This window comes from Pseudoalteromonas sp. AOP31-A2-14, assembly GCF_052378035.1.
Classification (GTDB): Bacteria; Pseudomonadota; Gammaproteobacteria; order Enterobacterales; family Alteromonadaceae; genus Pseudoalteromonas.
Genome location: NZ_JBQSXI010000001.1, coordinates 564,060 through 588,921, shown reverse-complemented (window position 1 = coordinate 588,921; position 24,862 = coordinate 564,060). Strand labels below are relative to the sequence as shown.

Here is a 24,862-nt window from a genome sequence, read left to right as displayed (position 1 = left end):
ATAATTTTTAATCAATCACCTAAGTCTATAACTAAACGATGGCTTTGTTGTCCACTAGCCCAATACTTACGCTCAAAGGGAGTAATTGGGGTGTCGCTCCCGTACAGCTCAACGGCACATTCATGACCTGTCAGCAGCAATGCATGAGCAAACTCTTTAACGTAAATATCCCAATTGCTACGTACTTCTAAAAGCCCGCCTAATTTCACAATAAATGGAAATATTGCCGCCCCATGCCAGCGCCTTTGAATGTGCTTAGCTTTTGGCCACGGATTAGGGTAAAGCAAATAATGGTGCGTTGGCTGCCAATTAGCAGCTACAGCTAAGCGCCAAAAGTCATTTAGATCAGCTTGGACTAAAATGTATTGGCCTGACTCGGTTTGCTTATATTCTACATCGTGCTTTTCAAGACGGTGTGAAGACTTATCAATACCAATCACCAAAGCATCTGGGTGTCGCTTAGCTAAATTGGCTGTGCTTTCGCCTACGCCACAACAAGAGTCTAAAATAAGAGGCCCGTTAAAGGCGCGTACCTTTGCATCAACTTCGTCAAATGCCGCTTGCGTATGTGCCGCAATCGGCTTTTTAAACTCCGCATTTAAATGCTTAGTAACAATGTCGTCGAGCTTGTCATGAAGACCAGGTTGATTAGATACAATACTGCGTGAATTTGCATCGCTCATTAATGTCTAAGCCCTACACCTTTTTTAATTAACGTAAGCGCTAATGTAAATAAACCAACAATAAATAGCCCAAGCACACTAAAAGCAACACCTAAGCCCACATCCGATACCCCTAAAAAGCCATAACGAAAAGCATTAACCATATAAATAATCGGATTGATTTTCGATACTCCCTGCCAAAGTTCAGGTAATAAAGTAATTGAATAAAACACTCCACCTAAGTATGTCAGTGGCGTTAAAATAAAGGTTGGAATAATACTAATATCATCAAAGCTATTAGCATAAATAGCATTGATCAGGCCCCCTAAAGCAAACACTGCAGAGGTTAAAATAACCGTTGCCACAATCACAAAAATATTATGAATTTGAATATCCACAAATAATAATGACACACAGGTAACAAGTAAGCCCACCAGCATGCCACGAGTCATACCACCGCCCATATAGCCCAGTACAATTATGTAATTAGGCACCGGAGCTACAAGTAACTCCTCGATACTTTTTTGAAATTTATTAGAATAAAAACTAGAGGCCACATTGGAGTAAGAGTTGGTGATCACCGACATCATAATCAGTCCTGGAACAATAAATTCCATGTAACTAAAGCCGCCCATTTCACCAATTCGTGAACCGATTAAGTTACCAAAAATAACAAAATACAAACTCATGGTAATCGCTGGCGGTACCAAGGTTTGCACCCAAATACGTAAAAACCGAATACACTCTTTGTACCATAAACTCTTTAAGGCTACGCCGTATTTAAACATTTATTCCCGCCCTTGTTCTAATAAACCAACAAATAACTCTTCTAAACGGTTTGCTTTATTACGCATACTCAGCACCGTATTACTTTGTTTTGTAAGCGCTGTAAAAACCGCATTTAAGCCTTGCGATTTAGCAACTTCAACTTCTAATGTATGCTCATCTACCATCGTAAATTTATAGCCATCAAGTTCAACTGGTTGCACTGGTTGCTTTAAATCAAGTATGAAGGTTTCCTTATCAAGTTTCGCTAACAGCGCTTTAATAGTGGTATTTTCAACAATAATACCGCTATCGATAATGGCGATGTTTTTACACAATAATTCGGCTTCTTCAAGGTAGTGAGTAGTTAAAATAATGGTCACTCCTTGTTTATTGATTTCTCGTAAAAAATCCCACATAGAGCGTCGCAGTTCTATATCAACCCCTGCAGTTGGTTCGTCTAAAATAAGCAGTTTAGGCTCATGCATAAGTGCGCGAGCAATCATCAAACGGCGTTTCATACCGCCTGATAATGTCCGAGCTTGCTTATCTTTTTTCTCAAATAAGCCCAGCTGTTTTAGATACTTTTCAGCACGCTGGTGAGCAAGTGCTCGTGGCACACCGTAATAACCAGCTTGATTAACTAATATTTGGTTAAGGGTTTCAAATTGACTAAAATTAAACTCTTGTGGTACTAAGCCTAAATGCGATTTTGCCGCCTCTAAGTCGGTATCAATATCGTGACCAAATACCTGCACTTGACCTTGGGTTTTATTAACTAGTGAGGAAATAACCCCTATGGCTGTTGATTTACCCGCGCCATTAGGTCCAAGTAAAGCAAAGAAATCGCCTTCTTGTACTTCTAAATCAACACCTTTAATGGCTTCAACACCGTTTTTATAAACCTTAGTCAGGCCTTTGATATTTAATGCTATTGACTGTTCGCTCACTTTTTACCTTCCCCATAACCCCAACGCTTAGTCAGGGTATGTTCTATATTTAAATGATCTAAAATACGCGCCACCATAAAATCGACTAAATCGCTAATTGACTGTGGCTGATGATAAAACCCCGGAGCTGCAGGCATAATAGTTACACCCAACCTTGCCAATTTGAGCATATTCTCAAGGTGAATTTCATTAAATGGTGTTTCTCGTGGCACTAATATTAATTGTCCACGCTCTTTAATAACTACATCGGCTGCGCGCTCAAGTAAGTTGTCTGATGCGCCTACTGCAATAGCCGAAACGGAGCCAGCACTACACGGGCACACCACCATCTTTTTAGGTGCAGCAGAGCCTGAAGCAACGGGGCTAAACCAGTTATCTTTACCATATACTTTTAATTGTTCAGGCTGAGCATCAAGCAACGTACTTAATTGCTCTGTGGCTTTATCTTCATTACCGGATAATTTAATGTTTGACTCGGTATCAAGCACCACTCGCGCAGCGCTTGAGATAAGCACATACACTTGAAATTGCTGTGCAAGTAATACTTCAAGCAGGCGAAGCCCGTAAGGTGCACCTGACGCACCGCTAAAGGCTACAGTTATTGTATCTTTATATTGCAAGGTAACCTTCCCATTATTTATGTTAAAGCATCGATTAAGCGTTGGTGAATTCCTTCAAAACCGCCATTACTCATAATTACAATATGTTGCTGTGGCGCAGCTTGTTCAGCCACCTCACTGATAATCTCATTAGTATCAGCGTAACAATTCATACCTGCACGCTCGGCTTGTTCTTTCAACGACCAGCTTAAGTTATCAGGTTCAAATAAATATACTTCGTCGGCAGCGCTTAACGAATCTAATAATATATGTTGATGCACGCCCATTTTCATAGTGTTAGAGCGAGGCTCTAAAATAGCAATTATTTTATCATTACCTACTTTAGCACGAAGCCCAGCAAGGGTGGTTTTAATTGCAGTTGGGTGATGAGCAAAGTCGTCATACACATTAATATTATTAACCTGTGCTTTTAGTTCCATGCGCCTTTTTGGGCTAATAAACTCCCTAAGTGCTGCAATACTATGCTCAATGGCTATTCCTACATGGCGCGCCGCCGCAATAGCCATCATTGCATTTTTAACATTGTGCTCACCCATTGCTTGCCAGTTTACAACGCCTTGCGGTTGATTATTTAATAACACTGTAAACTCGCTGCCATCTGCATTTATTAAATCATAACCCCAATCATCACCTAGGGTTTCACTATTGCTCCAGCAACCCTGCGCTATAACGTCACTCAGCGCGAGTTCATTACTCGGCCATATCACTTTGCCGCTTGCAGGTAATGTACGCATCAAATGATGAAATTGTTTTTTGATGGCGTTTAAATCGTCAAAAATATCAGCATGATCAAATTCAAGATTATTTAAAATAAGAGTTCGTGGCAGGTAATGTACAAATTTACTGCGCTTATCAAAAAAAGCCGTGTCGTATTCATCGGCCTCAATAACAAAAAAAGGCGTATCTCCTACTTTGGCCGATACGCCAAAGTTTTGCACTATGCCTCCGATTAAAAAGCCCGGCTTTAAACCTGCATATTCTAAAATCCACGCTAGCATACTCGCGGTCGTGGTTTTACCATGTGTACCCGCAACAGCTAACACCCATGAGCTTTGTAATAAATTATGCTTTAACCATTCTGGTCCTGAGGTGTAAGGCAGGCCTTTATCAAGGACATATTCAACACAAGGATTTCCGCGACTCATCGCGTTACCAATAACCACCATATCAGGGGCTGGTGTTAACTGTGCAACATCGTAGCCTTTGGTTAATTCAATGCCAAGATCTTCAAGTTGCTTACTCATTGGAGGGTAAACGTTTTGATCTGAGCCTGTTACTTTATGACCGAGTGATTTTGCAATAGCCGCTATCCCGCCCATAAACGTGCCACAAATACCTAAAATATGAATATGCATTGGGTTCCTTGCAGGTTAATAAGATAGCTTTAAAGATAAAACCAACTAATGACTATGATGCCAAATATAAACGTGTGTTACCATGCTCTGTAGGCAATAGTGTTTTGCATAATGGCAATTTAAAACACCTCTGGAAAGGCGTTTTAAATACTTATTTTACCACATCAAAAATGCGATTAGGCCAGCTCCTAATAACAAGCGATAGATTACAAACGGCATCATACCCATGCGCTCAATAATTTTTAGAAATAGGAAAATACAGGCATACGCTGACACAAAAGATAAACCCGCGCCCAAGATTAACGTATTCCAATCAACTATGTGATCCCCTAAAGCAAGCTCTATTGTGTAATATAGCCCCATCATCGAAATAACAGGGATGGCTAATAAAAATGAAAAACGTGCAGCACTTTGTTTATTCATACCCAGCATTAATCCTGCGGTCATGGTTATACCTGAACGAGATGTGCCAGGGATCATAGCCATTGCTTGCGCCATCCCTATCATTAACGCAGACTTCCAATTTAGTTGATAAATCGTTTTGGTTTGCTTACCTTTCGCATCGGCATACCAAAGCAATAAACCAAACAAAATAGTAGTTATAGCTATTACCCACGCACTACGTAAATACAGCTCTATTAAATCTTTAAAAATTAGCCCCAACACAGCAGCGGGTATAGTGCCTAATATAATCCACCAGCCTAATTTACTGTCATCCGTCGTCCCCTGCTTGCCAAATGATTTAAACCACGCGCCAAGAATTTCGACCACTTCTTTACGAAAATAAATCACTACGGCGACTAACGTACCAACATGTACAGCAACATCAAACGCTAAGCCTTGGTCGTGCCAGCCTAAAATTTGTGACGGCAAAATAAGGTGCGCCGAGCTTGAAATAGGTAAAAACTCAGTCAACCCTTGAATTAGGGCTAAAACAATAATTTCGATAATACTCATGGGTTAGTAAACTCCACCTTCCATAGTTTTTGCTGGGGGTTGTTGTAGGCACTCCATAACTGGGCAATCGTTTGCTTTGCTGTGGGATGATAAAAATTTGGGGCGATTTCAGCCAATGGCTGTAAAACAAAAGCATTTTTTGTTATTTCGTCACGCGGTAATTGTGCGGGCGAATCACAAATAATTTCATCATAAAATAATAAGTCTAAATCAAGAGTCCGCGGGCTAAACTTTTTATCACTTGCGGTGCGGCCATTATTTTGCTCTATCTTTTTTAATAACTTACACAGTGCGGGAAGTGAAATATCGGTTGTTGCAGCCACCACTGAATTATAAAAATTATTACCGGCAAATCCTACCGCTTCACTTTCATAGACCGAGGAATGAGTAAAATCAGCAAGGTGCTCTTTTAAGGCAATTAACGCCTGACGTAAATAATGTTTTTTATTAACGTTAGAGCCTAAACTGATAAAAATTTGTGCCATATTAATAAGCCTTAGTTTGCTTTAGCACGGGTGATCTCAACCCCTACCGTTTGCGCTTTAGCAACGGCAGCCGGTTTACTCACCCGAATCATCACTTGCGTGGTAGCAAACTCAGTTAAAATAATTTCTGCGAGTTGCTCAACTAGCGTTTCTAGTAACTCAACCGGTTTTGCGGTGGTATGGTCAATAACACGCTCACTCACTTTGGCGTAATCTAACGCAAGATTAATGTCATCGTTTGTAGCTGCGGGTTTAATATCGCAAAGCATTTCAATATCAAAATATAAACTTTGTTTGCTGAGCTTTTCAAAATCGTAAACACCTATGATAGTGTCAACCTGTAGTTGTGATATAAAAACCTTGTCCATGATGACTCCAACTTGCAAACTGTTTTAAACATCCGAGCTATAATTTAAATAAATAATCTTTATACACGAATACTGTGTTTTATTATACAAAAATTAACCATACAATAGCAGACCGGTACACCCATGTGTTGACAGGTTTGGATAACGACTATTTTGGTTAACTAGTAATGCCCAGATTTATTTTTGCGGCCAATGATAGCCGAAAAATGCAGATTAAAAAATAAGGAAGCGCGTGATAGCTGTTTTAATGTTAGTTTTAGCCTACTTACTGGGGTCGATTTCATCGGCTATTCTAGTATCTCGGCTATTTAGACTACCCGATCCACGCACTCATGGCTCTAATAATCCGGGGGCGACAAATGTTTATCGCCTTGGTGGTAAGCTACCCGCTGTAATGGTGCTTATTTTTGATATTTTAAAAGGCACGATCCCGGTGTGGGCCGCATACTTTTTAAAATTAGATCCACTTTTGTTAGGTTTAATCGGTGTTGCAGCCTGCCTCGGTCACATGTACCCGTTATTTTTTAGTTTTAATGGCGGCAAAGCAGTCGCAACTGCATTTGGTGCGTTATTGCCGATTGGCTTATCTCTTGGCGGGTTACTTATTTCAACATGGCTTATTATAGTTGCAATAACGCGTTACTCATCGCTGGCTGCTTTAGTAACCGTTTCGCTAGCGCCGCTTTACACTTGGTGGATAAAGCCACTTTATACCCTACCTGTTACTTTTTTAACGATACTGATTATATTCAGGCACCGCGCTAATATCACTCGCTTATTTCAGGGTCAAGAGCCGCGAGTCGAGGCTAAAAAAGCCTCGAAGGATGATACAAAGAGCTAAGCTACATAGTTCAAATTAACTATATAGCTTCTAAGCTATCTATTGGCCACCGCGGTTTAGTTTTCATATCTAAAGTTGCAAATTGTCCTGCTTTTAAACGCTGCATACCTGCATAGGCAATCATTGCGCCATTATCAGTACAAAACTCAGTACGCGGATAATAAACCTGCCCCTGCATACCTTGCATTACTCGTTCAAGCTGTGCACGTAACTGCACATTTGCACTGACACCCCCGGCAATAACTAAACGTTTGATCCCCGTTTTCTTAAGCGCACGCTTACATTTAATCACTAAGGTATCTATGACTGCGGTTTGAAACGCATGGGCGATATCTGCTTTGGTTTGCTCATCATCGTCGTTGTTACGAATCGAAATAGAAGCTGCTGTTTTTAATCCACTGAAACTAAAGTCAAGGCCGGGTTTATCGGTCATTGGCCTTGGGAAAATAAAGCGTTTGGGTGTACCTTGCTCTGCAAGTTTGGCAAGACGCGGGCCACCTGGGTAATCAAGGCCAAGTAATTTAGCTGTTTTATCAAATGCTTCACCAGCAGCATCATCAACAGACTCCCCTAGCACTTCATATTGGCCAATACCGGCTACTTTTACCATCATGGTGTGGCCGCCAGAAACTAACAGCGCAATAAAAGGGAATTCAGGTATATTTTCTTCCAACATCGGGGCTAATAAATGCCCTTCCATATGGTGTACGGCAACCGCTGGAATATCCCAACCATAAGCAAGTGAGCGCCCAATAGACGTGCCAACCAATAAAGCACCGACAAGGCCAGGCCCTGCGGTGTAGGCTATACCATCTAAATCTTCAGGACCACAGCCCGCCTGTGCAAATGCGGCATCAATTAACGGTAACGTTTTGCGCACATGATCCCGCGATGCAAGTTCTGGCACTACACCACCGTAGTCGGCATGTACTTTTACTTGGCTATATAATTGATGAGCAAGCAAGCCTTGTTCATCATCATAAATAGCGATACCGGTTTCATCACACGACGATTCAATGCCTAAAATCCGCACTGCTGTTTCTCCTTCTACCTTTTAATTCTTAGCAAACTTTAAAGTGTTAAACCTATATTAGTCTGCCCATCCGCGATAACGTGTTGTTTTAGCGCTTTAACATTTTCTGAGGTAATGCGCCCCATTTGTTCAACAAAGTCTATCAGCTCACCGAGTACGGCTATTTCATATTGCATTAGCGGGTGCTCGCGCACGGCTTTGTTATCAGCAAGTTCACCTTCTACTGTCATTTGATACTCAATAAAACGTGCGACAGTCGCTTGTGATATTTTACTTATACTGATGAATTCTTGCTCGTCTTTGGTCATTAAGCCATGCAATAGCCCTAACAGAGCCGTTGCGACATCTATCGCAGGGTATGTACCAAACATATCAAAATCAGCGAGTTCAGGCACATTTGGTTCAATTTTTTCGATTTGCTTTTCGAGGCTTATTTTACTTTTTGGTAGGAGTATTTTTTCCCAGCATAAATTTAAAGCACTGCGCAATGTTGCTTCATCACCAAACTCGGTCGCTTCACTAAATAAGCCATAATTAGGTAGCATACGTTCAATTAACGCAGCTGCTAATACCGCTTGCTGTAAATAGTTAAGCTCTCTAATTCTTTGGAAATTATTCGCTTTAGTCATTCTTTGGTGTCCTACAGGACCAACAAAAATCAAATGTTGACCCGTTATGCTCATTACAATTGGGACAAACCCAATCAGGAGCGGATTGTTGTACTTGTCTATAGTTTACCAATATTTCTGCCGCCTGGCGCTGTTTAATCGTAAAAACCTGCACTTTCACTTCAGTTTGATCAAGCGGGATTTCACCCACTGCTCCTTGCAGCGTTTCACCTAGTAACTGACACTCTACATTATTACTAATTAATAACCCTTTAACGATATTGGCCTCTACCACATTGGCAGCGCTATAAACTGTCACCCACGCAAAAGGAGCTGAATTTACAGACTCTTCATTATTATTTGTTTTCAAAGTAAACCTCTTTTACTATATCTAAGCTAGTATAAGCAAAGTAACTGTTATTTAGGAAAGAATCATGACCCTCACCACTCCAGGATTACTATTTCCTGCCATCTCGTTATTACTTTTAGCCTACACCAACCGCTTTTTAGTGTTGGCACAATTAATTCGTGGGCTCAATGACCGAGAAGGCGATACTATTCGCCCCTTAGTTGTGGCGCAAATTACTAATTTAAGAAAACGCATTAAACTTGTCAGAACCATGCAAGTTTATGGCGTTGCCTCTTTTTTATTATGCACCATTTCTATGTTCGCGTTATTTATTGAGTTCAAAACAACGGGAATTATTTTATTTGGAGTAAGTCTAGGCTGCTTGGCGTTATCCCTTTTAACATCTTTATATGAGATTCATATTTCATGTGATGCTATAGAAATTGAGCTTAGAAACATTGAAGAAAAACCACTCGCAAATAAGGCGGACTAAAATACAGTCTCGACACTCCAAAAGGCATAAATAAACTTGCCTATCGGATTCTATTAATCGTTGGTGATGGAGGCATTCAGCAAGTTAACAAATCGGAGAGCTTGCTTTAGTTTTGAAAATAAAGCTCTGCGCTTAGCGTTACGTACAGACAAATCCAATGAGTGCCATTACTTAGAAGCACTAATTACTGGAGTGTTTAGCCAACCATATAGCTTTTTGGCTGATATTTGATGCGCGAGAAAACCGTGAATATAAAAAAGCATGCCCTATTTAATGACACCCGGTGTCTAATAAATAAGCAATTGAACATAAAAACCAGTCACCAAGTCGTTGCTACAGAGCAGACAAAGCAATTGCTTTGGCTAATAGAAAAAGCAGCATCATCATTAAAAAGTTAATATCCCAGAAAAAATAAATTTAAAAACCTGATTTATTGAGGTTTATAAAACTCGCTTTTATCAATTTTTAGGCTAAACTAGCGACCCCTCAATTATTAAGTACCTAGATGAACGCCCGTTCTATTTCAGAAATCTATTTAGATGATATTGAAAGCCGCGGTTATACCGTCATACACAATGCCATAAACAAACCGCTATTAGCGAGGTTAATGCTTGACTGTTACCGTATTAATCCTGACTTTAGTTTGGCGGGAATTGGTCGGAAAAATGAGCTACAAATTGACAAAACTATCCGTAATGATAAAACTTTTTGGTTTGACGGTACAAGTGATGCACAACTTGAATACCAAGCACTGATGGAGCAAATTCGAATCACCCTTAACCGTACTTTCTTTTTAGGGTTATTTGATTACGAGTGTCATTATGCAAAATACCAACGAGGTGACTTTTATAAAAAGCATTACGATGCTTTTAAAGGCCGTTCTAACCGTGTTTTTACAACTGTGCTATATTTAAACACTCCGCCTTCTGGCGTTAAGCTAATAATTTATAAACAAAGAAGTAGAGAAGTAGAGAAGTAAAGAAGTAGAAATTAGTATAAGCCCGCAAGCTGGCACATTACTAATGTTTGAAAGTGAATGCTTTATGCATGAAGTATTACCCGCGGTGGACGAGCGTTACTCTATTGCAGGCTGGTTTAGAAAAAACACCTCAATCAGCGGGATTATCGACCCGCCAAGATAGCTTATAATAAAAGTTTACTTTTATTATAAGCTAAGTGGCAATGACGCCGCCAAACCAACAAACACAACCAACCCGACATAGTGATTATTTAAAAATGCTTTAAAGCAACGAGCTTTATCACGATGATGTATTAAGTATTGCTGATATACCAAGAATCCACCCGCAACAATAAGCCCTAACCAATATGGATAACCAAGTGTATAACTATGCCCAACATAGGCAAGTAAACCAATAAACGTGCTGTTAAGCATAAAAATAATGTGGCGATCATAATCGCCAAATAAAATAGCCGTAGACTTTACGTCAATTTTTAAATCGTCATCTCTATCGACTATGGCATACATGGTGTCATAAGCCACAGTCCAAATAACATTGGCTAAAAATAAAAACCAGGCTACGACAGGCACATTATTACTTACTGCCATAAATGCCATAGGAATAGCCCAACTAAATGCAGCCCCTAAAAATACTTGCGGTAAATTTGTATAGCGCTTCATAAATGGATAGCAAAACGCCAATGCCAGTGCTGCGAATGATAAAAGTACGGTTTGCCAGCTCAATATCAACACTAAACCAAATGCAATTACAATTAACAGTATAAATAAACTGAGCGCTTCACCACTACTAACAAGCCCCGTCGCTAAAGGTCGCTGATTGGTACGAGTCACCTCACCATCAACTTTTCGATCAGCATAGTCGTTGATGACGCAACCGGCACTACGCATTACAAACACCCCCAAGCTAAACACAATAAAATGCATAAAGCTTGGTATACCATCGCTTGCAAGCCAAAGCGCCCAGTAAGTAGGCCAAAGCAAAAGCAATGTGCCAATTGGCTTATCAGTACGCATGAGCTGCTTATAATAGGGAATATTTTTAATCTTTAACGCAGTGAATTTCATAAGTAAATGTATGCTCCAGGTAAGAATACTTCGGCAACTAAAAACTGGCTTTGTTTTAATGAAAATATACTGCGCCTCCCCCATAAGGGAGTCGTATTTTGTTCTAAACTGGACTGAAACTGCTGAAACTGCTGGCTGTCAAAATAAGCAATTTCAATATCGATTCGACTAAGCTCTGGGTGTTGAAAAATAATATCACCTAGCGGTTTATCTCCTAAGCCCAACAATCGTTGTTGCTCCATTGCAGAGCTTATTGGTAGCCAACTTTGTGCATATACCATTGCAACATCATCACATAATAGTAAAACCTCACGATTCATTGCATGGCTGCATGAGCAATTAAGCAGTCGCTGTTGATGCTCACTTAAAGCAAAGCGCTGCTCACTGAGCACTTCAACAGCAAAAGTGGCTGCGTTTGATTTTAATTTAGCGGTTAGAGAACCCGGCTCAAGCAGCCAGTCTCGTTGGACTTTTGATAAGTCAGCGACGCTATGACCTAGTTGCCAATTTGCTTTGAGAGAGAGGGGAAATCTGTTCACGATAACTCTTTATAATAACAATCACCTAAATAATACCATTGCGGTGACACTTGAAAAAGTGGTGATTAAAACAAATACTATTCTCAGCCTGCTTTTAATTGGTATCAATTCTTAACGTATAAACTCATACATATATTACAATTAATACTGGGCTTTGAATTAAATATGATGAAAACCACCTACACTACATTACTTATTACTGCCTACTCGCGATGAGTTTTACAGCGAAGAGTAAGCCTACTGTAGACTACTTTGGCTTTAAGCTTTAAGCCTGACATTATCGCCAATTACCTTGGCAACAATAATAAAAAGCTCGATCATTTACGTATTAGCGTTGATCTTATGCTCACTGATATGAAAAAAATCGCTAATATTGAGCACCACACACCATTTTTACGTGATGCCTTTGTCAATATTATATCAAAAGAACGCGAAGTATTATTTACTAAGTACTTGTATCACTAAGCTGGTTTTTTATTAAACAAGTGTGTGGTAAGCCCATAGGCCATACCGCCAATTAAACCACCTAAATGAGCCCAATTTGCCATATTTACAGGAAGCATATTTACAAAACCAAGTACAAGCCAAATAAGCATAAATCCTACAACACTATTCGTAACTAATGGCGGTTGTTTAGGATTAAGTAAACTATATACCCAACAAAAACCGAGCAAACCATATACCACGCCGCTTAAGCCGCCAAAATTAGGGCCAACCAGTAAAAACTGTACCCAATTACTGATAAAAGCAGTTACTAAAAACAATCCCACTAAGGTTAACTTACCACTATATTTTTCTATGTCATTGCCTAATGTCATCCACCAAATTAAGTTAAAAATTAAGTGGATAGCACTAAAATGTACGATGGCTGGGGTAAACCAACTAAGCGGTTGAGCTGGGTTAAACTGCAATAGTGCATAAATTTTTTCAAACCCGCCCAATAGAAATGCTACAAAAATAGCAATAGATACGAGTGTAACGGTACGGTTTAACCAGCTTAGTGCTTTAAAGCGCGCTTTAATATTAAACGCTTGCCCCTGATAACTAAGTGAAGACTCAGTACTGCCAACTTGCCAAGAAGCCTCTTGATAACGAGCGTGATGAGGGTTTTCTGCAAACTCTAGCCATAGCGGCTTTACTTGATGAAAGTGCTCTGGCGTAATACTAATGATCACCTTTTGACCATCTGTAGAACGCAATTCACCTACTAAGCCTTTACTTTTAATATAATCGATAAAGCCTTGAGCAGCACGGGGGTTATTGATACTACCAAGCTCGATCATTTTTCAACCAATTCCGGTAATTCAGTTTGCCACTGAGTAAAACCACCATCCATACTGTACACATCTTCAAAGCCTTGCTCTACTAGGTAGTTAGCTGCACCTTGCGAGCTCATACCATGGTAACAAACAATAATAATTGGCTGTTCAAAATCCTTATTCATCATAAATTCGCCAATATTGGCGTTTGATAAATGCTCAGAGCCTGAAATATGCCCTGCTTGATAAGAATTAGGATCACGAATATCTGCTATCACCACACCTTCTTGTTTCAGCAATGCTTGCGTTTGTGTAATCGAAATATGTTTAAATGCCATTACTGCCTCTTGAAAATAAATAAAAAAAGCGGCATAACGGCCGCCTTTAGCTACCTACTATTGGAAGTTTAATTCCAATTAAGAATAACTTTACCTGATTGACCTGAAATCATCATATCAAAGCCAGCTTGGAAGTCATCTATTGAGTACTGATGGGTAATAATTGGCTTTAAATCTAACCCAGATTGAATAAGGCTGGCCATTTTATACCAAGTCTCAAACATCTCGCGACCATAAATACCTTTAATCACTAAGCCTTTAAAAATTACTTGATTCCAATCAACAGCCATATCTGACGGTGGAATACCTAACATGGCAATTTTACCGCCATGGTTCATATTATTAAGCATACTATTAAATGCAGAAGGAACACCTGACATTTCAAGGCCAATATCAAAGCCTTCGGTCATACCGAGCTCTTTACTAATATCTTCAAGCTTTTCATTAGCGACATTCACGGCGCGTGTTGCGCCCATTTTACGCGCTAAGTCTAAACGGTATTCGTTCACGTCAGTTATCACGACATGACGAGCACCTACATGTTTTGCTACTGCAGCGGCCATAATACCAATGGGTCCTGCTCCAGTAATAAGTACATCTTCACCAACTAAATCAAACGATAATGCAGTATGTACAGCATTACCAAACGGGTCAAAAATTGACGCCAGTTCGTCGCTGATATTGTCGGGAATTTTAAAGGCATTAAATGCCGGGATCACTAAATATTCAGCAAAGGCTCCCTCACGGTTAACCCCTACGCCGGTGGTGTTACGGCATAAATGCACACGGCCCGCGCGGCAGTTACGGCAGTGGCCACAGGTAATATGACCTTCGCCTGAAACTCGGTCACCTATAGCAAACCCACGAACTTCTTGACCCATATCAACAACTTCACCCACATATTCATGGCCAACAACCATAGGTGTAGGAATCGTATTTTGTGCCCACTCATCCCATTTATAAATATGTACGTCAGTACCACAAATAGCCGTTTTACGAATCTTAATCAATAAATCGTTATGGCCTACTTCTGGTTTTGGCGCATCGGTCATCCAGATGCCAGTTTCTGGTTTTAATTTAGATAATGCTTTCATCAGTCACACTCAATTAAACAAACCGCAGCTAGCTGCGGCTTACAAAAAAAATTTAAATTACGCCCATTTCTTTACCAATGCGGGTAAAGGCGTCAATCGCGGTATCAAGTTGCTCAATGGTGTGCGCCGCAGAAATCTGCGTACGAATACGCGCTTGCCCTTTAGGCACTACCGGGAATGAGAAACCAGTTACATAAATGCCTTCTGCCAATAGCTTATCAGCCATTAGCGATGCAACTTTAGCATCACCAAGCATCACCGGAATAATAGCGTGATCTTTACCTGCGCAGGTAAAACCGACGGCTTCCATCTGCTCACGAAAATACTTTACATTGCTCCACAATTTAGCGCGTAGCTCACCACCGTTATTAAGCATTTCAAGTACTTTGATTGATGCCGTTACAATTGATGGCGCTAGTGAGTTAGAAAATAAATAAGGACGCGAACGTTGGCGTAACCACTCAACAATCTCTTTTTTACCTGAGGTATAGCCGCCCGAAGCGCCGCCAAGAGCTTTACCTAAAGTACCGGTCACAATATCAACGCGATCAATCACATTACAATATTCTGGCGTACCTTTACCGTTTTCGCCAACAAAACCAACAGCATGAGAGTCATCAACCATGACTAACGCATCGTATTTATCAGCTAGGTCGCACACAGCCTCAAGACTGCAAATAACACCGTCCATTGAGAATACACCGTCAGTGGCGATAAGTTTTGTTTTAGCACCCGCTTCATCGGCAGCAATTAGTTGTTTTTCAAGATCGCCCATGTCGTTATTAGCATAACGAAAACGCTTTGCTTTACATAAACGTACGCCATCAATAATTGACGCATGGTTTAATGAATCTGAAATAATTGCATCATCAGGGCCTAAAATTGTTTCAAATAAGCCGGTGTTCGCATCAAAACATGAAGAGTATAAAATGGTGTCTTCAGTTTCTAAAAACTCAGATATTTTTTGCTCAAGTGTTTTATGAATATCTTGCGTACCGCAAATAAAACGCACAGACGCCACGCCAAAGCCGTGATCGTTTAGACCTTGTTGCGCAGCATTTATTAATTCAGGGCTATTTGCTAAACCTAAATAATTGTTGGCACAAAAATTAATAACCTTATCGCCAGAAGCAACTTCAATTTTTGCTTGCTGTTGCGAGGTAATAATACGCTCATTTTTATATAGGCCTTCGGATTTAATTTCTTCAATTTGCTGTTGTAGCTGGTTAAAAAATGCAGATGCTCTCATCTGTAACCTCCAAGTTATTGAACGGGTAAGTAGGCATTATTAATGCTCGCGGCTCATCATTGTGTCTATTGTAAGAGTTTAGCCAAATAAATGCACTGTTTGTAGCTAAGTAGGTATAGTTAAACTGACAACTTAAGCTGCCAGTCTATACCCTACCCACCTCAAGATACAGAGTTCATAGCTTCACAAGGGGTTAAATATCAAGGCGTTGCCTTATAAGCATGGCAGTATTAATTATCGGTATATTCTCAATTAACTAGATAAAATAGTCGGTAGATCAGCAAGGGAATCAAAAATATAATCCGCAACTTTAACTGTATGCTCATCAAAGCTTTGCCCTGTTCGAACAAGTACCCGAGTAGCTATATTTGCAGCACTTGCAGCTTGCATATCACTGAGCTTATCACCCACCATAATACTAAGCGCAGGATTTATATTGTGCTCTTTTATGCCTTGATACAGCATACCGGGCGCTGGTTTACGACAATCGCAGTCTTGTAAATATTCAGGCAGTGCTTTTTTAGGGTGATGCGGACAAAAATAAACGTCAGTGACCGGCACATCATTTTTAACAAATTCACTAATCATCCACTTAGTTAATGCATGAAAGTCCGCTTCTGTGTAATACCCACGACCAATTCCAGATTGGTTAGTCACGATGATTAGTTTAAAACCAGCCTCAACAAACGCTTTACAAGCTGAAAATACGCCGGGTACAAACTCAAATTTATCAGGCTGATAAACATAACCATGGTCGATATTAACGACCCCATCGCGGTCTAAAAATAGGGCTTTATTAATATTTTTCATAACTGCTCTTTTTTCACGACTAAATTAAATATTGAGGTAACATCGTCAACCGTAATTTGTGACATTAAGTCTGCGCCTTTAACACGGATCCCCCATGGTAATTCGGCTGCGGTTTTTCCAGTTTGCTTAAGTAGATTTTGATGATAAACCTCAACCACATAATCTTGATATAAATAAGGACCTGTGCGTTTTGGGTTAGAATGTGCGTATAAACCAATAACCGGCGTACCAACAGTTACCGCCATGTGCGCAGGCCCTGTATCTGGCGCCAAGACCAAGGCCGCACGCTTTAATACACACAGTAATTCTTTTAATTTAGTTTTACCGACTAGATTTAAAATAGGTATTTTAGTGCTGGCAATAATTTGCTCACTTAGTTCAACTTCAAGTGGAGTCGGTCCGCCAGTAATAACCACTGTAAAGCCTTGCTGATGAGCATGCTCTGCAAGTAGCGCATAACGCTCAGGTAACCAGTTACGCTCTTTTTTACTCGCTGCGGGGGAGATAACAAAAATACGTCCGGCTAAGCGCTCTGTACCGAGTAATTCATCGGCGCATTTTTGATCTTGCTCCGTATATGGCATTTGCCAGCTTGGCTGATAGTCGGTGACTCCTATCGCCTTGGCAAAACCTTTAAACCCTTCAAGCACGTGTGACTCAGGCTCCGCTGCAATGCGTTTATTAATAAACAAACCATGTAACTCTTTTGAGCGCGCCCAATCAAAACCTATTTTTATTTTTGCCGGAATACAGCGCGCAACTAAATTGGCCCTCAGTGCTACTTGCATATGCAGCAACACATCAAAAGTATGCCCTTTAAACTGCTGTTTTAATTGTTGATAAGCTGCTTTACCTTGCTTTTTATCAAAGACCACCAGCTCAACACCCGGTAAATCAGCAAGTAGCATTGCTTCAACTTTACCAACCACCCAAGTAATTTTGGCATCTGGATAGGCCTTTTGAATTGCTTGCACAGCCGAAATACCATGGCAGACATCACCAATAGCTGAAAGCCTTAAAATACAAATATCTGAATAACGAGGTGTTTGGCTCACGGGCGCCCTTTGCATTGTAATTAACTAAGCTTTGATCTTAAATTAACCACTCACTTTTGCAAGCACTTATGCTTAATCTCAAAAATACGATACTATTAGTGCTAACATTCGCAGGTATTGAATTTCATTATGTTTAATCAGCACACTATTAATCAACACATCATTTTAAGCCACCCCGAATATAGCGCCGAAATTAGCTTAAACTGGTTTGACGCTGATTACTGGCAACAGCAAGGTCAAATTGTTGGCGCAAAAAAAGGCCGTGCTACAGCGTGGTTTTTTAACTACCACGAACTTACCGCTGTGCTCAGACATTACTGGCGAGGTGGGCTAGTTGGTAAGTTGCTCAGTGATCAGTATATTTTTTTAGGACTTGAAAAAACTCGTGTTTACCGTGAGTTTTCGCTAATGGTAAAACTTTGCGAACTTGGCCTGAATGTACCTAAACCCATCGCAGCAAAAATCACCCAATCAGGGCTAATTTATCGCGGTGATATTATTACGCAAGCAATTAATGGTGCACAAAGCCTGCTTGATGTATTAGTTACTCGTCCACTCACTGAGCAAGAGCTTATAAAAGTTGCCAACACCATTGCGCAGTTTCATAACCATGGCATTTATCACGCCGATTTGAATATTAATAATATTTTGTTTGATGAAACAGGTGTAGTTTACATTATTGATTTTGACCGCGGCAAAATAAAAGCCCCCGATACCCGATGGCAACTAGCTAATATGGCCCGCCTTGAACGCTCATTTAATAAAGAGCAAAGCCGTAATGAAGTGATGCATTGGCAACAAAGTAATTGGCAACAGCTATCAAGCTATTACCAGTCTAAAATTAACTAGCAAGTTTCAAATACTGCTTAACAACTGGTTCGGCAGTTACTTTTTTTAAAATATCAGCATCAAGAACATTAGGCTTATCTCTATGTACTTGTTCAATAGCATTAGCTAGCTCATCAGGTGACTGAATAGGAACTAAGTACTTAGCAAGAGCGTTTGTCAGTATTTCTTTAGGGCCATGATTACAATCAGTACTCACCACAGCAGTGCCGACTGCCAGCGCTTCAATTAACACTGTAGGTAGCCCTTCAAAATCTGAGCTGAGGACCAACGCATCGGCTCTTTTTATCCATTGATATGGGTTTTGTTGAAAACCGGGTAAAACCAACTGCTCAGCAATACCATATTGTTGCGCCAATTTAAGTGCTTTCGCGGGCTTATTACACAGCAGAACCAGCTTATAGCGCTTATCTAACTGAGCAAAAGCTGCAAACAATATATCGTGCCGTTTTTGTTTTGCTAGCCGCCCCACGTGGATTAAATAAGGCGAATTAGGAATAGCACTATTCTCTTGCTCTGCTAGCTCTCTAATTGCTGGTATATCAAATGGGTTATAAATTGTTGTAATAAATTTTGGCTCAATAATGTTGCCTTGAGTTATTTCTTCTTCAATCCCTTTTGAAACACATATAAGCGACTTATCAGATAGATTTCTCTTACTTTTTTTAAGGTATAAATGAGCAAAAGGGCCTAATTTTTTCTGCCTTGCAAGCTCTCCCTCAACTGAGTTATGAATAACATAATGCACATTTTTAATGCTACTTTGTGATAGCAGATTGTTACTTCTGTCAAGATTAGACAACACAACATCGAACTCACCATAGTTTTGTTGCTCTGCTGAAAACCAACTTTCAAGTTTTTTGATGCTGGCTTTTTTATGCCAAAAACGATCAACTTTAGAAGCTCTATGGTTAAATAAAAAAGCCACTTGGATAGTACTTGCGATATCATATTCAATACTATTAGCTAAAGATAAAATAGTCACTGTATGCTCTTGGCGTACTAGTTCTGTCGCAAGTGTAAGCATAACCTTCTCCGCCCCACCACCGACTAAGGAATCAATAACAATCGCTACTTTCAATTTTTATCTCCAAATAGCATTGTTTCTAAAGCACTGAGCATAATCGCTTTCCCTTGCATATTAGGTTGTATAGCAAGCTGCGTTAATTGTAACTTAAGATTAGTGGGTAAAAGTAAGGCTTGTGCTTTTTCGGCTAAGTCATTCGCCGTTGTTTTAGCTACAACAACAAGCCCTTCATCTTCACATTTAGCTAAACGATAAGGTTGATCTTTAGAAATAGCAGAAGCAACTGTCGGCACATTGAGTATAATAGCTTGTAATAGGCTATCTCCCGCACTTAACACAGCGCACTGAGCGCCTTTTAATAAAGTAATAAACTCATTACTCGACAAGCTTTTGAGCACTAATAGTTCATCGTTTTCTGGTAACTTTTTAGGGTAGTTGGCCCCTAATACAACAACACCTTTGAGCCCTGTTTTTTTAGTAATTAGCCTTGCAGCTGCTAAGTAAATATCTGCACACAATTGATTACCAATAAGGTGTCCACCAGAACCAGCATTAACTAAAAAATAATTATTTTTTTGCAGTTGAAAACGGCCTAAAAACTCACCTTCCTGCGGCTTATTTAAATCATTGAAATACGCGCCAACATTTTCAGGTACCGTTAATGGCAGCATTTTCAGCATGAGCTTTTCTTTAAAACTTAAGCCTTCTAAACAAAAGTCTGGCTGCACCACCCAGTGTTTATCTATTAAGTTAATACGATTAAGTTTTAGCCCTTTCGCTCTTTTTTTAGCATGCTGAGATATAAACACCACTTTTGCGCCCACGGCTTTGGCTTTTTTCATTTGACTAGAGCGTCCTGCGCAGTCAAAAACCACTACATCAGGGCGGTAAGTATCTATTAATGCATTTACTTGTTGATGTTCTTTAGTCGCTGAGTGCTCAAGTAACGTCACAGAAAAAGGGCATGAAGCAGCATAGCTAGTATGTTTATTTAGCACAAAATGGATCGTTAAATTGTTGGGGTATTTCTCATTTAATGCCTGTGCGATTGATAACGAGCGCACGTACTCACCAATCCCTTCTGGTGATGATACGGGAATAAATAACAGCCGCTTTTTTTCCATGCTAATCTCTAATGTCTCTTTAATGGGGATTGTATGCAAATTCACTCCTTTTTACGATAACACTTAACCACCCATAAATTGAAATTTTACTGTATTCATAACGAGAAATTGGTAAACTCAATGCAACTTGAATTGCAGGGAATTGAGCATTGCATAATAAAACTTTTCTTTTTTGTACGCTTACATCATTACTTAGTATGCCACTCGTCGCTGAACCATGGGTTAAGCCAGACGATTATGGGCTAAGAGCTGATATACAAAGACTCGCTGATGCCGGGGTTATCAATAGCCCAGTAACCACTTACCCGCTGATGTGGAAAAGCTTTATTGGCGAAGTACGCAGCATGCCACTAGAGAAGCTATCACCTTCCTTACAAGATGCAATATTACGCGTAAAAAATCGTTACAGCTCAGAAAATAACAGTGCTCATAACTTTCACGTTGACGCTTATGTGAGCTCCGATACTCGCACGGTAACCAGCTTTGGCGCAGCCAACACACAAGAAACGGAATTGCTAACATCCTACAGCTATATGGGTGAAAATTTTGCGGCCAAGGTTGCGGTTAACCATCGTGACAATGGCAAAAAATGCTATGTTACAGGTAAAACTCAAACTGATATTGCAAGCAACGAACAAGCATTAGAAGACTGCGATGATACTTCATTTGATCACAGCTATATCGCTTACCGTTTGGGAAATTGGATACTAAGAGCTGGCGCTATTGAACAGTTCTGGGGTCCAGGTGTTGATAACAGTTTAATTATGTCAACAAATGCAAAACCACTCCCTGCACTGAGTATTACTCGTGAGCAATCGAGCGCTTTTGAAACTCCGTGGTTAAGCTGGATAGGCCAATGGAGCTTTACTAGCCAGATGGCAGAGCTTGAATCTAATCGGGCCATCCCTGATGCACTCCTTTGGAGTAGCCGTTTAAACTTTCGTCCTTTACAACAACTTGAAGTAGCATTTAGCTGGTCAGCACAATGGGCAGGTGAAGGACAGGCTAGCTCAGGAAAAGACTTTTTTGAAATGATCACCGGTGGCACATATTGCATTAATGGCGAGGAAAACTGTGATAGTCAGCTTGAATCAAAATTAGGCAATCAATTAGCCGGTATTGATTTACGTTGGTCTGACACTTTATTTGAGCAACCTTATGCTTTTTATATCAGTGCTATAGGTGAGGATGCTAGTAGCTACTTTAAACCCGCCGATCGCGCTTATTTAGCAGGTATTGAAACTACAGCTAGGTTATTTGACCAAAATCTAATGTTTAACCTTGAATATATTGATACCGGTGTAAGTTGTACTGCGGGCTTAGAGAATCAAAACTGCTACTACGAGCACTCAGACTATAACTCTGGTTACCGCTATCATGGTAAAACCATAGGTTCGACTTATGATAATGACAGCCAGTCTCTAGTTTTTACCGCATTAGGGCAGCTTAGTAATGGTGATGACTGGCAAGTTAAACTTCGCCAAGTTGACTACAACAACGACAATGCAGACCGTTACCCCAGTAACCCTGATTTAGGAAATACCATTACGAAACAAGCACTCGATAGTAAGCAATTAGAGCTTCGCTACAGAATGCTGGCATTTAATGGTCGTTTAAGCTTAGGTGCACTTACGGCTAAAAATAAAGCAACAAATGAGAGCAACACCGACACCTCTGGATTTCTCAAGTATGAGTATAACTTTTAGTCCTTAACTTTTAGTCCTTAGTTTCTAAACTTTAACTTGAATGCAACTCTATAAAAAAATCGACCCGTGGGTCGATTTTTTTATATTTAAGTAATTTTAAAAATTAACGTTTAATTTTACTGATCACTTTTGAAGTCGAGCAGCCATTTAAGAATTCTAGTACTTCTACTTTTCCACCATGGCGAAGCACATGCTCAGCACCTGCTATCTGCTCTATGGTATAATCGCCGCCTTTTACCAATACGTCAGGACTAATTTTTTCAATAAGTTTAGCTGGTGTGTCATCTTCATCTACGGCACCAAAAGGAAGCACCCAATCAACCGATGCTAAAGCACTTAATACCATCGCTCGCTCATCAAGCGGGTTTATGGGTCGCTCAGGGCCTTTTAACCGCGTGATTGACTCATCGTTATTGAGCCCTACTACCAAACGATCGCCACGCGCCTTTGCCTGTGCTAAATAACGTACGTGACCAGCATGTAAAATATCAAAGCAACCATTAGTAAAAACAATAGTTTCACCATTTTGTTTCGCAAAGTCAATATGCTGGAGTACATCATCAAATGGGGTTTGATAATGCTCCCCCGTTTTTTGTAAGTATTGACCAAGTTTGCGGCTAAGCTCTTCTGGCGATACAGTTGCAGCGCCTAATTTACTAACTGCAATACCGGCTGCTAGATTAGCCACTTCAACAGCATCTTTGGCTTTCATGCCCGCACCAAGCATCACTGCAAGCGTTGCAATAACTGTATCACCCGCGCCGGTTACATCACTTACTTCTAACTGCTGCGCTGCAAAATCATACTTTTCATCAGCACTTATTAGTGACACCCCCTGCTCAGAGCGTGTTAATAACATTGCGACTACACCGGCATCTTTAATAAGCTCACGCGCACTGTCAGCTAGGCTTTGCTCTGAACCTGCTTTACCACCGGCAAGCTTAAATTCATTTAAGTTAGGCGTAATATAATCAGCACCGCGGTATAAGTTTAGATCTGAAGATTTAGGGTCAATCAACACTGTTTTTCCAGCACCTTTTGCCACCTGAATCATTTTTTGAATCAGGGTTAAAGAGCCTTTACTGTAATCAGAAAACAATACAAAATTATACTCATCCAGCACTAACTCTAAGCGATTTAATAATAATTGGCTGTGTTGCTCTGTGAAGGTTTCTTCCAAGTCTAAACGCACTACTTGCTGATGGCCGCTGATCACCCGCATTTTTGAAATAGTCGGTAAATCACAAACACTAACTAACTGCGAGTCTATACACTCATCGCCCAAAATAGCTTCCAGGATTTGGCCGCTTTCATCTTCACCAATTAACCCAAGCAATCCAACTTTACCATCTAAACGAGCAATGTTTTTTGCCACATTCGCTGCGCCACCGGCTTTATCTTCAAACTTACTGACTTTAACAATTGGTACGGGGGCCTCTGGTGAAATACGTCCAGAGTCACCATGCCAATAGCGGTCAAGCATCACATCCCCCACCACAAGAATTTTTGCCTGTGATAAGTTTTTAAGTAGTGCTAAATCCATTATTGCTGCTCCGCCACAACCATATCTATGGCTTCACAGAGCCAATGACCAATAAACATATGTGCTTCTTGTATACGCGCAGTTTCATCATTTTTAATAATAATAGGTAACTTGGCAATATCTTTCACTTTACCGCCATCACGACCTGTAAATGCAACAGTGTAAGCACCAATTTCGTTGGCTGCAGCCAGCGCTAAATTAATATTTACACTAGTCCCAGAGGTGGTTAAGCCAATCACTAAATCTTCTGGTTTACATAACGCTTGTACTTGACGTTCAAACACCGTGTCAAAATGGTAGTCGTTACTGTGCGCGGTTAAAATAGAGGTGTCGGTGGTCAATGCTATAGATGCCAATGGACCACGTTCTAATTTATAACGTACTACAAATTCAGCGGCTAGATGCTGCGCGTCGGCTGCACTTCCACCATTACCAAACCAAATGACTTTACCACCAGCTTGTAATGCACTGTGGCATACTTCAAGTAACTGCATAACATCGGGATGATAGATCTCCATCGTTTCAAATAATTCTTGATGGCGCGTTAAGCTTTCTAGGTAGCTGGTTGCTACAGAATCAATATCAGACATGAAAGTTCCTCTTTGGAATCAAAATGGCAGGAAAAATTAAATTCATTATTCCATAAATTTATTTACTTGTGTGCATTTTATCGTGTTTTACTGAACTGATGATGGATAAAAAGCGATTTATTTAGCGCTATGCTTGGAAAATACATTTATCA

27 protein-coding genes and 2 pseudogenes are annotated in these 24,862 nt (G+C 40.2%); 6 read left to right on the top strand and 23 right to left on the bottom strand.

All coding sequences use genetic code 11. The features are described from left to right. Nucleotides 1-11: 11 nt before the first annotated feature. From trmB to folB, 8 genes are all read right to left on the bottom strand, one after another. On the bottom strand, nt 12-683 hold the full coding sequence (gene trmB / locus ACT3S9_RS02740) for a tRNA (guanine(46)-N(7))-methyltransferase TrmB (RefSeq protein ID WP_441835914.1): 672 nt from the start codon (nt 681-683) through the stop codon (nt 12-14). Further along, on the bottom strand, nt 683-1,450 hold the full coding sequence (locus ACT3S9_RS02735) for an ABC transporter permease (protein ID WP_441835915.1): 768 nt from the start codon (nt 1,448-1,450) through the stop codon (nt 683-685). Before ACT3S9_RS02735 ends, trmB begins: the two co-directional genes overlap by 1 nt. Next, a complete protein-coding gene (locus ACT3S9_RS02730) occupies nt 1,451-2,377 on the bottom strand; it encodes an ABC transporter ATP-binding protein (RefSeq protein WP_441835916.1) in 927 nt (308 codons plus the stop codon). Continuing rightward, entirely contained in the window at nt 2,374-2,997 is a 624-nt protein-coding gene (locus tag ACT3S9_RS02725) for a flavin prenyltransferase UbiX (protein ID WP_441835917.1), read from the bottom strand. Before ACT3S9_RS02725 ends, ACT3S9_RS02730 begins: the two co-directional genes overlap by 4 nt. A gap of 17 nt (nt 2,998-3,014) precedes the next feature. After that, nucleotides 3,015-4,352, bottom strand: a complete 1,338-nt coding sequence (gene mpl, locus ACT3S9_RS02720; RefSeq protein ID WP_441835918.1) for a UDP-N-acetylmuramate:L-alanyl-gamma-D-glutamyl-meso-diaminopimelate ligase — start codon at nt 4,350-4,352, stop codon at nt 3,015-3,017. A 156-nt stretch (nt 4,353-4,508) separates the two neighbouring features. Further along, complete coding sequence (locus tag ACT3S9_RS02715; RefSeq protein ID WP_441835919.1) at nt 4,509-5,309, bottom strand: undecaprenyl-diphosphate phosphatase; 801 nt, start codon at nt 5,307-5,309, stop codon at nt 4,509-4,511. After that, nucleotides 5,306-5,794, bottom strand: coding sequence for a 2-amino-4-hydroxy-6-hydroxymethyldihydropteridine diphosphokinase (folK, locus tag ACT3S9_RS02710; RefSeq protein ID WP_441835920.1), 489 nt, complete (start codon nt 5,792-5,794; stop codon nt 5,306-5,308). The genes ACT3S9_RS02715 and folK overlap by 4 nt, the downstream gene beginning before the upstream one ends. Nucleotides 5,795-5,805: 11 nt before the next feature. Next, on the bottom strand, nt 5,806-6,162 hold the full coding sequence (gene folB / locus ACT3S9_RS02705; protein WP_441835921.1) for a dihydroneopterin aldolase: 357 nt from the start codon (nt 6,160-6,162) through the stop codon (nt 5,806-5,808). A gap of 232 nt (nt 6,163-6,394) precedes the next feature. Between folB and plsY the strand changes: the two genes are divergently transcribed. Next, a complete protein-coding gene (gene plsY / locus ACT3S9_RS02700; RefSeq protein ID WP_441835922.1) occupies nt 6,395-7,003 on the top strand; it encodes a glycerol-3-phosphate 1-O-acyltransferase PlsY in 609 nt (202 codons plus the stop codon). 19 nt (nt 7,004-7,022) lie between these two features. Here plsY and tsaD read toward each other — a convergent pair whose 3' ends face one another. From tsaD to ACT3S9_RS02685, 3 genes are read right to left on the bottom strand one after another with little or no spacing between them, the layout of a single operon-like run. After that, entirely contained in the window at nt 7,023-8,036 is a 1,014-nt protein-coding gene (gene tsaD / locus ACT3S9_RS02695) for a tRNA (adenosine(37)-N6)-threonylcarbamoyltransferase complex transferase subunit TsaD (RefSeq protein ID WP_441835923.1), read from the bottom strand. 38 nt (nt 8,037-8,074) lie between these two features. Continuing rightward, entirely contained in the window at nt 8,075-8,665 is a 591-nt protein-coding gene (locus tag ACT3S9_RS02690; protein WP_441992758.1) for a YjaG family protein, read from the bottom strand. Next, nucleotides 8,658-9,014 (bottom strand): putative signal transducing protein, encoded by a 357-nt coding sequence (locus tag ACT3S9_RS02685; protein ID WP_441835925.1) that lies wholly within the window; start codon nt 9,012-9,014, stop codon nt 8,658-8,660. Before ACT3S9_RS02685 ends, ACT3S9_RS02690 begins: the two co-directional genes overlap by 8 nt. Before the next feature lie 64 nt (nt 9,015-9,078). Here ACT3S9_RS02685 and ACT3S9_RS02680 point away from each other — a divergent pair, with 64 nt between their 5' ends. Both ACT3S9_RS02680 and ACT3S9_RS02675 read left to right on the top strand, forming a co-directional pair. Beyond that, complete coding sequence (locus ACT3S9_RS02680; protein ID WP_441835926.1) at nt 9,079-9,486, top strand: DUF2721 domain-containing protein; 408 nt, start codon at nt 9,079-9,081, stop codon at nt 9,484-9,486. Between the two features lie 505 nt (nt 9,487-9,991). Continuing rightward, nucleotides 9,992-10,628, top strand: a pseudogene (locus ACT3S9_RS02675) (2OG-Fe(II) oxygenase). Nucleotides 10,629-10,651: 23 nt separating this feature from the next. Here ACT3S9_RS02675 and ubiA read toward each other — a convergent pair. Together ubiA and ACT3S9_RS02665 are read right to left on the bottom strand one after the other, a co-directional pair. After that, nucleotides 10,652-11,530 carry a 4-hydroxybenzoate octaprenyltransferase gene (gene ubiA, locus ACT3S9_RS02670; protein ID WP_441834497.1) on the bottom strand — a complete coding sequence of 293 codons (879 nt, stop codon included), beginning with the start codon at nt 11,528-11,530 and terminating at the stop codon, nt 10,652-10,654. Next, the gene (locus ACT3S9_RS02665) at nt 11,527-12,069 is read right to left on the bottom strand and encodes a chorismate--pyruvate lyase family protein (protein WP_441834496.1); all 543 of its coding nucleotides are present in this window, start codon (nt 12,067-12,069) and stop codon (nt 11,527-11,529) included. The genes ubiA and ACT3S9_RS02665 overlap by 4 nt, the downstream gene beginning before the upstream one ends. A gap of 212 nt (nt 12,070-12,281) precedes the next feature. Between ACT3S9_RS02665 and ACT3S9_RS02660 the strand changes: the two are divergent. Beyond that, nucleotides 12,282-12,534 (top strand): annotated as a pseudogene (locus ACT3S9_RS02660) (hypothetical protein). Here ACT3S9_RS02660 and glpG read toward each other — a convergent pair. The 6 genes from glpG to ACT3S9_RS02630 form a co-directional block, all read right to left on the bottom strand. Beyond that, complete coding sequence (glpG, locus tag ACT3S9_RS02655) at nt 12,531-13,352, bottom strand: rhomboid family intramembrane serine protease GlpG (protein ID WP_441834495.1); 822 nt, start codon at nt 13,350-13,352, stop codon at nt 12,531-12,533. The pseudogene ACT3S9_RS02660 and the gene glpG overlap by 4 nt on opposite strands. After that, a complete protein-coding gene (gene glpE / locus ACT3S9_RS02650) occupies nt 13,349-13,666 on the bottom strand; it encodes a thiosulfate sulfurtransferase GlpE (RefSeq protein ID WP_441834494.1) in 318 nt (105 codons plus the stop codon). The genes glpG and glpE overlap by 4 nt, the downstream gene beginning before the upstream one ends. Nucleotides 13,667-13,734: 68 nt before the next feature. Beyond that, complete coding sequence (tdh, locus tag ACT3S9_RS02645) at nt 13,735-14,760, bottom strand: L-threonine 3-dehydrogenase (RefSeq protein WP_441834493.1); 1,026 nt, start codon at nt 14,758-14,760, stop codon at nt 13,735-13,737. Nucleotides 14,761-14,812: 52 nt separating this feature from the next. Then, complete coding sequence (locus ACT3S9_RS02640; RefSeq protein ID WP_441834492.1) at nt 14,813-16,009, bottom strand: glycine C-acetyltransferase; 1,197 nt, start codon at nt 16,007-16,009, stop codon at nt 14,813-14,815. Nucleotides 16,010-16,261: 252 nt separating this feature from the next. Then, a complete protein-coding gene (gmhB, locus tag ACT3S9_RS02635; RefSeq protein WP_441834491.1) occupies nt 16,262-16,819 on the bottom strand; it encodes a D-glycero-beta-D-manno-heptose 1,7-bisphosphate 7-phosphatase in 558 nt (185 codons plus the stop codon). Then, nucleotides 16,816-17,874 (bottom strand): glycosyltransferase family 9 protein, encoded by a 1,059-nt coding sequence (locus ACT3S9_RS02630; RefSeq protein WP_441834490.1) that lies wholly within the window; start codon nt 17,872-17,874, stop codon nt 16,816-16,818. The genes gmhB and ACT3S9_RS02630 overlap by 4 nt, the downstream gene beginning before the upstream one ends. Nucleotides 17,875-18,003: 129 nt before the next feature. On the opposite strand from ACT3S9_RS02630, the gene ACT3S9_RS02625 reads away from it, so the two are divergent. Next, nucleotides 18,004-18,723: a 3-deoxy-D-manno-octulosonic acid kinase gene (locus ACT3S9_RS02625; RefSeq protein ID WP_441834489.1), complete on the top strand. Its 720-nt coding sequence runs from the start codon at nt 18,004-18,006 to the stop codon at nt 18,721-18,723. Here the strand turns inward: ACT3S9_RS02625 and ACT3S9_RS02620 are convergent. Next, nucleotides 18,716-19,801 (bottom strand): glycosyltransferase, encoded by a 1,086-nt coding sequence (locus ACT3S9_RS02620; protein WP_441834488.1) that lies wholly within the window; start codon nt 19,799-19,801, stop codon nt 18,716-18,718. The two genes, ACT3S9_RS02625 and ACT3S9_RS02620, sit on opposite strands and share 8 nt — an antisense overlap. After that, a complete protein-coding gene (locus tag ACT3S9_RS02615; protein ID WP_441994527.1) occupies nt 19,798-20,871 on the bottom strand; it encodes a glycosyltransferase family 1 protein in 1,074 nt (357 codons plus the stop codon). Before ACT3S9_RS02615 ends, ACT3S9_RS02620 begins: the two co-directional genes overlap by 4 nt. 197 nt (nt 20,872-21,068) lie before the next feature. Here ACT3S9_RS02615 and ACT3S9_RS02610 point away from each other — a divergent pair, with 197 nt between their 5' ends. Next, entirely contained in the window at nt 21,069-22,577 is a 1,509-nt protein-coding gene (locus ACT3S9_RS02610) for a capsule assembly Wzi family protein (protein ID WP_441834499.1), read from the top strand. 103 nt (nt 22,578-22,680) lie between these two features. Here the strand turns inward: ACT3S9_RS02610 and hldE are convergent, their stop codons facing one another. Then, a complete protein-coding gene (gene hldE, locus ACT3S9_RS02605) occupies nt 22,681-24,120 on the bottom strand; it encodes a bifunctional D-glycero-beta-D-manno-heptose-7-phosphate kinase/D-glycero-beta-D-manno-heptose 1-phosphate adenylyltransferase HldE (protein WP_441994525.1) in 1,440 nt (479 codons plus the stop codon). Further along, nucleotides 24,120-24,710: a D-sedoheptulose-7-phosphate isomerase gene (locus tag ACT3S9_RS02600; protein WP_441834486.1), complete on the bottom strand. Its 591-nt coding sequence runs from the start codon at nt 24,708-24,710 to the stop codon at nt 24,120-24,122. The genes hldE and ACT3S9_RS02600 overlap by 1 nt, the downstream gene beginning before the upstream one ends. Nucleotides 24,711-24,862: the final 152 nt, after the last annotated feature.